The sequence below is a fragment of the Bdellovibrio sp. HAGR004 genome (genome assembly GCF_055397015.1).
Genome location: NZ_AP029176.1, coordinates 1,942,769 through 1,956,019 on the forward strand (window position 1 = coordinate 1,942,769; position 13,251 = coordinate 1,956,019).

The 13,251-nt window shown below is 49.9% G+C and carries 13 protein-coding genes; 4 read left to right on the forward strand and 9 right to left on the reverse strand.

Going from position 1 to position 13,251, the window contains the following annotated elements:
* Positions 1-12: 12 nt before the first annotated feature.
* From ACZ5ZV_RS09800 to ACZ5ZV_RS09815, 4 genes are all read right to left on the reverse strand, one after another.
* Positions 13-978 (reverse strand): phosphotransferase enzyme family protein, encoded by a 966-nt coding sequence (locus tag ACZ5ZV_RS09800; RefSeq protein ID WP_464121258.1) that lies wholly within the window; start codon positions 976-978, stop codon positions 13-15.
* Between the two features lie 79 nt (positions 979-1,057).
* Complete coding sequence (locus ACZ5ZV_RS09805) at positions 1,058-1,369, reverse strand: KH domain-containing protein (protein WP_464121259.1); 312 nt, start codon at positions 1,367-1,369, stop codon at positions 1,058-1,060.
* Positions 1,370-1,374: 5 nt separating this feature from the next.
* Positions 1,375-2,259: an alpha/beta hydrolase-fold protein gene (locus ACZ5ZV_RS09810; protein WP_464121260.1), complete on the reverse strand. Its 885-nt coding sequence runs from the start codon at positions 2,257-2,259 to the stop codon at positions 1,375-1,377.
* 50 nt (positions 2,260-2,309) lie between these two features.
* Positions 2,310-2,708 carry a hypothetical protein gene (locus tag ACZ5ZV_RS09815; protein WP_464121261.1) on the reverse strand — a complete coding sequence of 133 codons (399 nt, stop codon included), beginning with the start codon at positions 2,706-2,708 and terminating at the stop codon, positions 2,310-2,312.
* 149 nt (positions 2,709-2,857) lie between these two features.
* On the opposite strand from ACZ5ZV_RS09815, the gene ACZ5ZV_RS09820 reads away from it, so the two are divergent.
* Complete coding sequence (locus ACZ5ZV_RS09820; protein WP_464121262.1) at positions 2,858-3,559, forward strand: hypothetical protein; 702 nt, start codon at positions 2,858-2,860, stop codon at positions 3,557-3,559.
* A gap of 80 nt (positions 3,560-3,639) precedes the next feature.
* On the opposite strand, the gene ACZ5ZV_RS09825 is transcribed toward ACZ5ZV_RS09820, so the two are convergent.
* Positions 3,640-6,558: a M28 family peptidase gene (locus ACZ5ZV_RS09825; protein ID WP_464121263.1), complete on the reverse strand. Its 2,919-nt coding sequence runs from the start codon at positions 6,556-6,558 to the stop codon at positions 3,640-3,642.
* 62 nt (positions 6,559-6,620) lie between these two features.
* On the opposite strand from ACZ5ZV_RS09825, the gene ACZ5ZV_RS09830 reads away from it, so the two are divergent.
* On the forward strand, positions 6,621-7,259 hold the full coding sequence (locus ACZ5ZV_RS09830) for a hypothetical protein (RefSeq protein ID WP_464121264.1): 639 nt from the start codon (positions 6,621-6,623) through the stop codon (positions 7,257-7,259).
* Here the strand turns inward: ACZ5ZV_RS09830 and ACZ5ZV_RS09835 are convergent.
* Positions 7,256-7,696 (reverse strand): hypothetical protein, encoded by a 441-nt coding sequence (locus ACZ5ZV_RS09835; protein ID WP_464121265.1) that lies wholly within the window; start codon positions 7,694-7,696, stop codon positions 7,256-7,258. The genes ACZ5ZV_RS09830 and ACZ5ZV_RS09835 overlap by 4 nt on opposite strands.
* Positions 7,697-7,760: 64 nt before the next feature.
* Here ACZ5ZV_RS09835 and ACZ5ZV_RS09840 point away from each other — a divergent pair, with 64 nt between their 5' ends.
* Positions 7,761-8,927, forward strand: coding sequence for a class I SAM-dependent RNA methyltransferase (locus ACZ5ZV_RS09840; protein WP_464121267.1), 1,167 nt, complete (start codon positions 7,761-7,763; stop codon positions 8,925-8,927).
* Here ACZ5ZV_RS09840 and ACZ5ZV_RS09845 read toward each other — a convergent pair.
* The 3 genes from ACZ5ZV_RS09845 to ACZ5ZV_RS09855 form a co-directional block, all read right to left on the reverse strand.
* Positions 8,904-9,539 carry an RDD family protein gene (locus tag ACZ5ZV_RS09845; RefSeq protein ID WP_464121268.1) on the reverse strand — a complete coding sequence of 212 codons (636 nt, stop codon included), beginning with the start codon at positions 9,537-9,539 and terminating at the stop codon, positions 8,904-8,906. The genes ACZ5ZV_RS09840 and ACZ5ZV_RS09845 overlap by 24 nt on opposite strands.
* Before the next feature lie 14 nt (positions 9,540-9,553).
* Entirely contained in the window at positions 9,554-11,389 is a 1,836-nt protein-coding gene (locus ACZ5ZV_RS09850) for a hypothetical protein (RefSeq protein ID WP_464121270.1), read from the reverse strand.
* Positions 11,390-11,452: 63 nt separating this feature from the next.
* Positions 11,453-12,193 (reverse strand): PilZ domain-containing protein, encoded by a 741-nt coding sequence (locus ACZ5ZV_RS09855; protein WP_464121271.1) that lies wholly within the window; start codon positions 12,191-12,193, stop codon positions 11,453-11,455.
* A 73-nt stretch (positions 12,194-12,266) separates the two neighbouring features.
* Between ACZ5ZV_RS09855 and ACZ5ZV_RS09860 the strand changes: the two genes are divergently transcribed.
* Positions 12,267-13,229 carry a hypothetical protein gene (locus tag ACZ5ZV_RS09860; protein WP_464121272.1) on the forward strand — a complete coding sequence of 321 codons (963 nt, stop codon included), beginning with the start codon at positions 12,267-12,269 and terminating at the stop codon, positions 13,227-13,229.
* The last annotated feature ends 22 nt before the right edge of the window (positions 13,230-13,251 follow it).

Here is a 13,251-nt window from a genome sequence, read left to right on the forward strand (position 1 = left end):
GCCGACGGGCTGCTAAAGACCAAGCTTTTCCCAAAGAATATGAAACGGCACAAATGGAACGTCTGGAATAAAGACGCGTGCCCGTTCGTTGTTATTGAGATAGATCTCTTCCTGGGCCCAGACATAGTGATCGTTGTGGCTGCCCCAGGCTTTCGCCCCATCATTTATTTCGTCTGACGTTAAGGGATTCAAATCCAGATACGCTTTCATGAATACCCGGGTGAGTTCCGGCCGCAGATCAAACATGTACGAAGCCACACGCACCAGCTCAAAGGCCCGTGGCATATACACAGCCTGATCCCAATCGATCACTCCACACACGGTTTCTTTCTGAAAGAAAAGATTCCCCTGGTGGTAATCCCCATGCAGAACTTGGGCTGGATACTTGGGAATATAAATATGCACACAGGCGGGATTCTGCATCCATTCCCTTTGTGCCCGCAGTCTTTGTAAGACCCACTGATCCGCATCAGTTAAAGAGGATCGGGTCAGAATCGCTGTTTCGATACGTGTCAGACGCTCAACCCACTCCGGCCCATTCCAGCTCAAGGAATACTTGCGATATCCCACATCCGGCAGTGGTTCCAGGACCTTATGCAGCTGAGCCAACATTTTCCCTGCAGCTTGAGCATGCACGGCCGTCAGTTCAGATTTGGGTATTTGTTTTCCCGGTGATTCAAAATAAAGAGCGCCAAACTTACCGTCATGCTCAATTAAAGATGAACCATAACGCGATGGCAGTGTCTGCACGGCGGGCAGATTATGGGCTGCTACATACTCCAAAAGAGCATGTTCGCGTTCCACCCGGGCACGCTCACTGGTTTTATACAGACGTAAATAAAAGTTCCCCAGACTGGCTTGGACGCGATAAACCTGATTGACCGCACCGTTGAGTATTTCATCAACAGAAGAGATGGAGCCCAAGGGCCAGTACTCCAAAATGGATTGCAATCGTTCACGGTCCGCCGAATTTTTCATCACTGGCTCAAGAATACATGCGCCGCAAGCCAAAATCCAAGTGGAATTACAAACTTATTGCAGGCATCCCGTAAAATCCTTAAACCGGTATTTCGACAATCGAACGAATGCCTGTCCGTGCCGTCATGGCATGCACAACAGCCCGCAGCCCCATGATGGTCTTGCCCTGTGTGCCGATCACCTGCCCCAGATTTTCCTTGGCGCAGTTCACCCGATACACGGTAGTTTTGGGCCCCACATAGGTGCTCACAGTCACGGTGTCAGGGTGATCCACCAGAAGTTTTACGATATGTTCTATCAGCTGACGAATCTCCTCCCGGTATTGCTCCGGATCGATATCAGCCCCTTTGATCTTACGTTCTTCATACTTAAAGGCTTCGATGTCACTCATAGAACCTAATCCCCCATGATGAAATTAGCTGTGCCAATCCTTTTAAAGTTGCAATGCCCACCCGGCACCGGGACCCAGTTAAACAGGAAGGAAAATGCACTGGCCCTTTGCGTGAACACTCTGGACCCTTCATGGAAACCATAGCCGTCACTGGTACCGACGGAGACATAAAACCGCGGTTTTTTGCTGGAAGAATAATTCTTCATCAGCCGCAAAGGATCGTGATTATCCCAATCCTTTTTATCGATGAAGACGGATCGCGAGATTCGCAACATCTTATTCACCAGACGGCGCCGTGCCCCCGTGCGCTCGATATAGTCCTCGATCTCACGATCACTGGAGTAAGGCCCCACGGTGGCAATTGCCGGACAAAGTAACGCCACTCGGGAAAACATTCCTGGCTTTTTCAAGGCCAACTCAGCTCCGTTAAATCCACCCATCGACTGGCCGATAATGTGCCGTCGCCCGCCCCGCAGCCCGCCCATTTTCTTTTCCAAAAAGGGCATGATCACCTTGGTGAAGTAGGTGATCAGGGGATAGCGTTTGTTGTCCACCATCAACCACTGGGATCCAAAGGACACCGAGACCACACGAGGCCGGTATCCCCGCAAGGTCCACCAGTCCTGGATCATTCTCGTTCCCAGAAACTGACGGTGCCAGGTTTTCTCTGACCCGCCCAAGCCGTGGAAGAAGTAGACGATATCGCTGTGATTAACCCCATCGGGATCACGAAAGCAATATCGGAAGCTCCCCCCTTGCAGTTCTTCTGAACCGCAGATGAAACGACTGAACTCCGTTTCCGGCACATCTTCTTCGTATAAAAGATCTTCACTTGCGTAAGCTGTCAGCGAAACGTACAGAAGGAGAAAAGCCAAAATCAGACTTTTCATAAAACCCCCTCTACACTTGTAAAAAAGGTTCCCTTGGTGAAATGGAAAAATCAATTTGCAATATCGAAATCTTCGCGAACTCTGTGTTTAGACACGAGCACTTGCTCGCCCGTATTCAGGCAGCGCAGATAGAAGTGATTGTAACCTCTGTTGGTCACCACAAAACGACGGGGACTTTGTGGAGAAATCTTTTTCGCCAAGACCGACCCCACATCCAGCTTTTCGTATTTGCTCAGCAACTTACTGCCCACCTGAGCTCGCAGAAGATGAAGCAAAACAGCTCCAACCACAAACAATGCCGCCGCCGATCCTGCCAAAAGCCAATGAACTTTTTGATTGATCAACCAGGTAAAAGACACAGGAGCAAGGACTGACAGCAGAACAAGTCCACCGGTGTACATTCTTTCTTGTCTTTGGTATTTTTTGAACTCTTCCACAAATGAAGACATGAACCGCTTCCTCGCTCCTAGAGAGACTCTTATAAAAACACAATCGGTTAGTGCCAATCGAGTCCAGATTTGGTTATTTTCCTTGCCGCTCTGCCTCCGAAGCTGACAGCCTGTTTTGACTGGGTTCTGCTTATTACAACGAGGTGCACATGAAACTACTTGGAACCATCTTTTTCGTATCGACCCTTTGGACTCTTCATGCTTCCGCTCAAGAGCAGGCGGCCGTCTGCCAGGATGCCGTAGAAAGACGAGGCAGTATTCAGATGCAGATGATCCCCTCTGCGGACGGCAACAATTGTTTTATTTCTGTTCATAACCGCAAAGCTCAGGGTCTGCTTTACCGCGACTACCTTTTCACAGCCGATGGCGAACTGATGATATTCAATTCGTTTGGCCCCGGTGATGAATCCCAAACCACCGGTGCACGTGAGTTCTTCATGTTTCCCCGCGTACAAGCCACCCCGACTTACGAATGGAACGATGAAACCCGCCGCCTGATCATCACCACCGTCAACGGAAACAAGGCCTATTTCGATTATGAGGACGCCGAACTTGTGGGAATGAGCGGCGCCACCATTCGCCGCGCCACCGACATCCATCCTTCCAATCGCGGGGGCATTGAGATTCTGAACTATCAGGGGCTTTTACTGGACGGAGGCTTTAAGATGGGATCAGCCCCCACCGGGAACTCTCGTGCTTATTCCACTTTCACGGACCGCAACGGAAAGACGTGCCGTCTTCAGAACTACGAGCTGTTCAAGTACACCTCCGATGGCGATGTGATCTTCAAACACTCCGACAGAGGACTGCAAAGTCTTTTAAAAAGCCGCTGTCCGCAACTGACCTTCTAAGTCCTGACACAATTCAGACATAAAAAAAGACCTGAAGAATTCACTTCAGGTCTTTTTGTTTTTTCAGTCTTTATAACGACTTACTCTTTTAACTTCGGAGTGATTTTCAACTCCATCGGTTTGCCTTCCCGCAGGATCTTTATGACTGTTTCCTGATTCGGCTTCACAGACTGCAGGGTGTAGACATAGTCATACAGATTCTCAATCTTGGTTCCACCGAACTCTGTAATAATGTCTTTGTCCTTCAGTCCGGCTTTTTCCGCAGGACTGTCTTTGGAGGCTCCAGAGATGCGCACCCCTTTAACACCTTCCTGGGAATAATCCGGGATCGTTCCCAGGTAAATGCGGAAGCTGCGGCCTTCAAGTCGATTCTGGGCGCTGGCAACCTTAACATATTTCACCATCGGAAGTTTTGTATCCACCAACAAGTCCGTCAATCCGCGAACCGCAGAAAGCACGCGAGCGACACCTTCATAATTGATCAACTCCGCCGTATCACGCGGACTGTGATACTCCCCATGGGATCCGGTAAAGAAGTTGGCCGTGGGAATACCGGCCATATAGAAGGCCAGGGAATCCGTTGGCAGATACGGATCTTCCTGAACGATCATCGGCACCGCAGTACGAACACCGGCTTCTTCCGCCAGACGGGTCCAGTTGTCAGCAGATCCTAAACCTTGAACAAAAACACGGTCTTTGAAGCGACCGATCATGTCCATGTTGATATAGGCGGCTATATTATGTTTCGCAGCATTCTTGGTGAAATACGACGATCCCAAGTTCCCCAGCTCTTCGCCAGACCAAACAGCAAAGTACATATTCTTTTGAAGCTTATGAGCAGCTGATTTCTTCAACTGCACATAATGATGGGCTAATTCCATCACACCAGCCACCCCTGAGGCATTGTCATCAGCGCCCACGTGCGCCTTTCCAACCTCGGCCCCTTTAGCCAGGCTGCTGCCGAACTGTCCATAGCCCAAATGATCCCCGTGGGCTCCGATCACGATCGCAGACGTGGCGCCAGACACCGGCAGCTTGGCTACGACATTGATTCCTTGCGCCTTCTGGAACTGCAGATCCACGCGAGCTTTCACATAGGTGGATGGAATCGCAAAACCTTCAATCATCTCGCCCTTGTCCAGCTTCATTTGCAGAGAGATCAAATCGCGTCCGGCATAGCGCAATAACCCCGAAGCCGCGTCAGTGGAAAGTCGAATCACCCCCAAGGTGCTTTCAGACAACGCCCCTTCGAATTTAAGTTTGCCAAACTTTTCAGGCAGTCCACTTTCCGGCCCGTTGGTAACCAGAACCCCCACAGCACCTTCGTTTTTCGCAACGGTCACCTTGTGTTGCAAACGAGAATAGAAATTCAGATAATGACGACGCTGAGGCGTCACATTCGCAGGAAGATCCGCTAATACCAAAACCCACTTACCTTTGACATCCAGACCTTTGAAAGAATCATATTCCGGCTCTTTGTCACTGGCAGGGGCTTTGATGCCGTATCCAGCAAACACAATCGGAGCTTCTTTGAACTCTCCGGTTTTTGAGAACGATACAGGTTCGAATTCCTTGGAAAGCACATAGTTCTTTTTATAAGAACCCACTACTTCAAGTGAATTGTTAGACCCCAGATTCACCCCTGAAGTAAATTCGAAGGTTTCAAAGAACGAACCTTGCGGCCCCGCCCCGACCAACCCCCAGGACTTAAAGGCCTGCGCGATCTTTTCAGTGTATATCTTCTCTTCGCCAGTCCCTGTGCCGCGACCTTGCAGCTCAGGGGAGGCCAGATAGTGAACCCATTTTTTAATGTCTTCCACTTTCACTTCAGGACTAAGAGGGACCGCCAACGGGTCATGAGCAGCAAGGCCCAGAAGTTTTCTCGCCTGCGCATCATCCCATTTGGAAATAAAGATTTGCGAATCCCCTTTTTCATTTCGATGAGTCCAGGACAGACCGTTGCCATCAGGAGTGAACACCGGCAAACCATCAAAGCCTTCATCAAAAGTCACACGCACCGGTTCTTTCGTGCCAGCCGCATCCACGATAAACAGTTCAAAGTTGGAATACCCCAGAATGCTGGACCCAAAAATAATATAATCCCCTGATGGATGGAAGTACGGAGCCCAGGACATGGACTTCAACTGAGTCACCTGTGTCTGATTGCTGCCGTCCACATTCATCGTGAAGATTTCCGCCGTGGAACCGTTTGGAGAGAATCGGCGCCAGGTGATTTTCTTTCCATCAGCACTGAAGAACGGACCACCGTCATAACCTTTGGAGTTCGTCAGGCGCTTTACCTCGGTACCATCCGCTTTCATGATGTAGATATCCATCATGTAGGAGGGATCCTGTTCAAAGAGCTTCTTATCCTCACCATCCAGTTTTTCGGTGTAGCCGGCGCGATTAGAGGCAAACGCGATCCATTGCCCATCCGGGGAGTAAGACGCTTCGGCATCATAGCCTTTTTCTTTGGTCAGGCGCAAAACACCCTGCCCTTTCAGATCAGAACTGAAAATGTCGTAGTTTTCATCAAAGCTCCAGGAGTAACGGGCTTTGACGGCCTTTTTACGATTTTCAAACTCTTCCTGAGCCTTCCTGTCTGTCTGCGGATCAAGATGCGTCGAGGAATACAAGACCTTCTTCATGGAAGGATGGATCCAACCACAGGTGGTTTTTCCTTTGCCCGGGGATACCAAAGTGGTCTGTCCGGACTTCAGATCCAGAATGTACATCTGATAGAAAGGGTTGCCAGCATGTCTTTCACTTTGAAAGATCATCTTCGTACCATCGGGACTGAAGTAACCTTCGCCCGACTTAGGTCCCGCAAACGTGATCTGACGGGGATCTGTGACCAGTGTGTTGGGCTCGTTAACAAAAGCTCCGGTGGCTTTTGCCGGAGTCTCAGAACTGGATTTTGCCGGTTTGGTATCCTTCACCTGGCAGGAAATTAGCGAGAAAATGCAGGCACTTGTAAGAAGAACTTTCACTTTTTTCATAGTCTGTGTAGGCTAAAAGGAGGCCCACCTTAAGTCAACTCAACCGAAAGAAAAGGGAAATCATGATGCGTGCGTTTCACTTGGTTATCATCTCGCTTTCACTGACTGCCTGCGCCAGTAAATCCCCTTATGGTCTTTCCTCCCTTTCGTACTCAAATGAAGACTTAAAACCACAGGCCACCCGAAGTGTCGCATCAGTTTCTTCGCACAAGGAAAAATCCAAAAGTTACCTTTCCCTGGATCTTCCCTATGCGGCTTTTGAAAAAATGCGCCATGAGGTGGAGAAAAACCAGCACGTAACCCTGCAGCACCGGGGTGAAGCGCACATCACGGTCGTCAATCCTGTGGAATTCAGCCGATTAAAAAAGAAAATCTCCATGAACGAGATCCACGCTTTGGCAGAACAAATGGATCTGCAAAAAGCCCCGTATCACCTGCTGTGCGTGGGAAAAGGGACTGTCAAAGAAGACAGCACTTATTACGCTGTGGTTGAGTCTGATCGTCTTTTCCAGATTCGTAAGGCGATTCACATGCTTTTCACTTCAAAAGGCGGCAAGGCTGAAGACTTCAACCCTGACCAGTTCTATCCGCATGTGACTTTGGGATTTACCAAAAAAGATCTTCACTTTGAAGATGGTGTGATCAAGGACGCCAGCTCTTGCATCTATTCGCTGCGCCCCGAAGAGCAGAAGAAAAACTAGTACGTCTTAGACAACGCTTTATCCAGGCCTTGGTTGTCGTCTGACCCCGGGCCCATCCACAAAGTTGTTTCTTCAATCAGGGAATGATCTGAAAACTGACAAAGATTGAAGGTCTGACCTTCGCTGTCTTTACCCTGGACAACCTCCGCATCAAAGGAACCACACACACCACCGCGAGCTGAAGAAGCGTTGCGCCCCTTGTAAGCCTGAAGGGCTTCGGTCGTACCCGTCTTAGCTTTAAACATGAATAGGGCCTCGGCTCCAATGGCGGCGTTCCCAAAGAAGCACATGGAGTATTCCTCAGACCCGGCCTTAAGAACCCAGAATTGGCCTTCTTCAATGCGGCATGCGCGCATCCAAGGGTTGCTGGCGACCGCCAAAGTGGCAGTTCCGGCGAAGATCATCATGATGCCAGCAAGCAATAAAATTCTCACCATTCCCCCTAAGTTTTGCTAAGATGTGGTTTTGATATAACAGCAATCCGGCCGGGGCAAGCATTCAATGCCAAACTTCCATGATTTCGAAACCTTTGACAAAGACCTCAAGGTGAAATGTCCCTACGCCCAGGACTGTGGCGGCTGCCAACTTCTGGAAAGGCCCTACAAAGACCAGATAGAAGGAAAAAAGGCCGAGCTTTTGCAGCTACTTAAGGGGGCAAACATTCCCCTTCCGGCAGATATTAAGGCCCTCTCAGCGGGCGCCTCGCACCTGCGGGACCGTTTGGATTTCAGTCTGCAAGACGGCCGCCTGGGGCTTTATCGCAAGGACCGTCACGAGGTTTTGGATATTGAAGTTTGCGCCCAGCTTTCACCGGAATTGCAATCCTGGCTGACGGACTTCCGCCAGATCCAGTGGCCCTTTAAGAAAGGCTCCTTCCGGCTGCGTATCGCCCCGCACGGACGCCGCGGGGTGTGGATCGACCTGGCCAATATCGATATCAAAACCCTTTTGGATGAACAGAATATTTTAAAGAAATTGCAGGCCCAGGCCTTTGTGGAAATTGGCCAGCGCCGCAAAGTGCCGGTTTGGACCGGGGCTGAATTCAAACTGCGCGATCCGGAACACCATACGTGGTTTCAATCCTGGGTGGGTGAGGTCCCGGTGGATCTATACTGTCAGGTGGCGAGCTTCACTCAACCCAGTCACAAAGCCAACAAGTTGATCTGCGATGTGATTGCCTCATGGGTGCAAAAGGCGCCCTCGTCCCGGGTGATTGAATTTGGCTCTGGGATTGGCAATCTGACCTTCCCGGCATTGTCAGAGGCCGACAGTCTGCTGGCTTGTGAAATTGATGATCTGTCCTTGCAGGGGTTGGAGCATTCTCTGAATCAACTTCCCCCCAGCCTGGCACATCTTAAAAATCGTGTGCAGATTTATCGCGGTGATTTTCAGAAAAAACTGACACAGGATTTTTCTGACTTCGATCTGATCCTGGCCAATCCTCCGCGTTCCGGGCTTATGAATTTTCTGAATCCACTGAAAGAACTGTCGTTGCCACAGCGACCGGAGTTCTTCATCTATATGTCCTGCTTCCCGGAGTCTATGACCCGGGATCTGGTGACACTGAATGAATGCGATTATCAGATCCAGGAACTTTATATCCTGGATCAGTTTCCGCAAACATCGCACTATGAGGTTTTAACGTTACTTCAAAGAAAAAAGGCGTAATCCGGACAGAGAACCCGCCAGATCTTTTCCAGACACCACAGATAAAAGTGGCAGTGTCACAATTCCCGTTATCAGAATCAAAGTGCTGCGTAAGGCGACCTTGAAGACATAACTGACATGCAATCGTTCGTGCGGCTGCCCCAAGCGCAGATCACACGCCCATTCACCGATCGTTGAGCCCATCAGGCTGCGTATGGTGATCATATAAAACCAGGCAAAAACCACAAACACTTCAGCAAAGAAGATCATCTGATGACGACTGTGCGACAAGCCTTTCAGCACATGCCCCACAGGTGTATTCAACATCAGCGAGAACATCAGCATAAAGACACAGCTTAAGGCGATCAGAATCAGGCCGTCGATAAAAGACGCCAGCCATGACCACAAAGCCAGACGCGCCCCTTTACGACGAGAAGGGCCGCCATGAAAACCCGTGCCTTGTTCAAAACTCAATCCCTGACGGTTCTTAAACAGACCGTTTACACGCGAAGGGGCTGGCGTTGCCGGTGCCCGGCGACGCCGGACCACAGGCTCCCTTAACGGCACAGGGGCTTCCCTTTGCTGGGGAGCCCGCTGTGGAATGATTTTATCTTGATGTCTGTCGATATTCATTCAGTTGTGGTTCCTTAGCGGACCCCGCCTGCGCGGATGGAGCCGTCATTCAAGGTGCCACCTTCGGAGTCCGGAGTCGGCGGAGGCGTCACCACCACCGGCACACAGACATTATTAACCAACTTGTTCGGTGCAGGACATGGAGCCGTTGGAGGTGGATCCACTGGAGCCGGAGTCACCGTTGTTGTCGCCGTGGCTGTTGGAGCTGGCGGCGCTACTGGTGGCACGTAGTCATTGGTGCTGTCCTTGGACTTAGACTTGTTCTTGCTGAACAACCACCAGAAGGCACCCAGAGCCAACAAGCCCACGCCCACTGGGATGATCCAGTTTTTATTACGACACCAGAAGCCACAACTGTCTTCGGCACCCTGACCAACTTCAGTTTTACCATCAGGCAACTCACCTTCGCCGCCCGTTTCGATGACGACGCAAGTCGGTTGAGAGTTTCCTTCTTCTGGTTCAGACTCTTTCGTGCCTTCAGGGCACACACAACCTTTACCGTCAGCACCTGTCACTGAGCCTGGCTTGTTTACTGAACAGTCGCCAGCCACCGGACCTGGAGGTGGAAGAGGTTCCGGAGAAACCACGAAGGATTGCAACGAGAACGCACGAGTTCTGATTTCATTACATGCAGACACCTGGTCTTCACGATGTTTTTGAATGTCTTTCAACGGAGCCTGGTCACACGCACCTACAGCCGTCTGGATGAAGGATTCAAGATCACCCAAATACTTGGAGATCTGATCAAACTGTTCCTGGGAAATCTTCCCTTCCTCATTCAGAACCAGATTGATGTCCTGACCATTTTTCTTCAAGTAAGATTCAATAATACGTTTCTTGTCTTCACTCTCGGACTTGATATCACCGCGACGAAGAGGGGATTTCTGATTACAAACGCGAGTGGCATACTTCACATCCGAACGACTCACGCAGTGCGGGGAGCCGTTACCATCATAGCCATACACCATCGGGTTACAAGACACCGCGTTGCCAGAGCACATCGCGTTCATGCCGCGCATCTGACGAGTCAGATCTTCAGCTCCGCTTCTGGAGCCACCGCAGGAACCGTTTTCACCGTAAGTGGATTTATAACCTGCCACGATACAAGGCTTGCCCGTCAGGCTGCTGGAAGCCGCATAAGCCTCCTCACCGAAGAACGTCTGATACACCCACTCGTACTTGTTTTTCATCTCATTCATGGCCTGAGCGCCATAGATCACCTGATAGACTCTTTGCGCAGCCTCCATGGCTCCACGAATACGCACGAAGTACTCCGCTCTTTGGCGCGGAGTCAGCTGATTGAACTCTTTGTAGGTCAGACGCAGGTTTTTGCTCAAAGGCTTTTGCTTGCCGGTTTTCAAGGCCTTAGCCACCACTGGATCCAGCTTGGCCATTTTACCGGCGATCTTGTTGAAGCTGTTATAATTCATCAGTTCTTTGCGACCGAAAGAAACACCGTTAACTTTTAGCGGAGTGTCTTCATCACCAGTGAAAGTCAAAGTCGTCGTTTGACCGGCATGAGTCAGTGTCAAACGCACTTGTTCTTTTCCGCTGGAGTCTTTATAGCTGGAGGCTTCCACCGCAGGCATCATTTCGTGACGATTCAGCGCCACCCATTGATCCATCTGCCCACGCAGTTTTTGCGGATAAACGTGGCGAACCATTCTATAGAATTCACCCACAGTCATTTTCTTCGTAGTGAGCCCAGTCTCCTTCAAATATTGATTGATCAGTTTTCTCTGATCCTTCGCAGCCGCGCCTTGCGCAACAGGAGCCATACACATCGTAAACGCCGACGCGCATGCAGCAACACTCTTTACTAATGACTTCGGTTTAAACATCCATCTCATAACGACCTCATGCTTTTGAGTCTTTTCGGTACACTTTTCAAATTACTTAACAAGAACCCGGACTTAACCTTGCTTTTCCGGCGTTGTCTCAAGTTGAGACCGCAGCCAGTCCTGCAAATAGGTCCGATCCCGACCCGTAAGGTCCTTAAACTTCAGGCGAAGTACATTGTCGCGATATTCCACGACTCGACTTTTGACCTTAATGTTACGAACGTCAGGAAAAATCACATCCACAAAACGCAGCTCCTGCGCTTTTTCCAGATCCCTTTGCAGACGAACCCGGACACCGCTTAAGGAAACCGATTCTGTCACACCACTAAAGATATCCTGCGCCACCACATCCACCGGCGTTCGCAACTCATAGCGAGCGGCAGCTTGAAATATCCATTGCGCACGACGATCCAGATAGGGGAAGCGGAAATAAAATGCCAGCAACAAAAAGAACGCGGTGATCAGACACGAAATAAAAAGCTGCCCGTGAATCAAGGCACCACTTTCCTCAAACTCTCCGTTACCCCAGCGGTAGAGATTAATAAACAGCACCAACATCAAAGTACCGATTGCCAGGGACCACGTGGCCTTGTGCGGTCGAAGCAACAAAATTCCTGTCAGGCACAAAAGCCCCAGCCATAACCAATCCAGCGTTGTAATTGAATTTAAAGCAGACAGCCACTGCAGAGGATGCTGCCAACTGACAGCACCACCACCCCAAAGACTTAAAAAGATGTTCCCCAAAGGAGCAAGAATAAAAAGAATCGCCAATAGGTAAACTCCTGTTGGCCTTTTTAATTGCTCACTTTCCATGAAACCTCCAAAAGTATGTTAAACGAAAGCAACTTGACCGGGAATCATCTCTTGAGGTCTCTAGACCTTAGTTATGAACAAAAAAGCTTTATCTCCCTTAGTCTCGGTCGCCCTTCTTTTAACTTTGCTGAGTCCCCGTTCCGGAGCCTCACCCCACAAGGTGATTTCCGACTCTTTGGTCGAGAATCTGGCCTGTTCGCGGGTTTCCACGGACGAAATCTATCGACGTATCAGGCCGGAGGCTTTCTCCAGCCAGTATCACAATCTTTCCGTCAACTGGCCTTTTGCAACTAAACTTTACGACTTGGCCGCCTGTTGGTCCTTGGCGCGCACACAGAGATTGTTTTTCTATCTGGCGCGATGGAATCATCCGCAGGACTCAGCCCGGGTTTCAGATATTCTGGATATGGTTCGCGGCAGCAGGCCCTATCTGACCAAGTATCTAAAGCGAATAGAAGAATCCCCCGTCACTGATTTTAAAGTGTTCACCCAGAAAGACCCGACCTGGAAAAACACATCCCCTTTGTGGGCGGGTCTGCAGTATGGTTATACGCAGAATCTGGGGGCCGGAAAGTCCTTGTACCGATCGTGGAAGGGCGACATTGAACAGTATCAGAAAGAGCGCTTTCATGAATTCGCGAAAAACCTGAAGTTGGTGATTGGAGATGATGCCCGCAGCGCCAAAAAAAATCGACTCACCCGCAACCAGATTCTGAATAATCTGGAATCCCACCGCATGACTTTGCTGATTCTGCGCCCCACCCGAATGAGCCAACACGTGGTGATTGCCAAATCGTTCCGTCTTCTTAGCAATGGCCGCACTGAGATTGTGGTTTATGATTCCAATCAACCCTTGCGAGATCAGATTCTGACTTATGACGCCAGCCAAGAGGATTTCTTTGCCCCGGAAATCGTGCGGGGACTTGCTAAGGTGAAAGATCCCCAGGCCGCCCTGGGTGTTTTTGTAGTGGATGAATATGATCGTAGCCTGATTGAAACGGCTTTGATGAAATACTATAAATCGCAGTGTCTTTAAAAAAACAAGACCCCCGGAATTG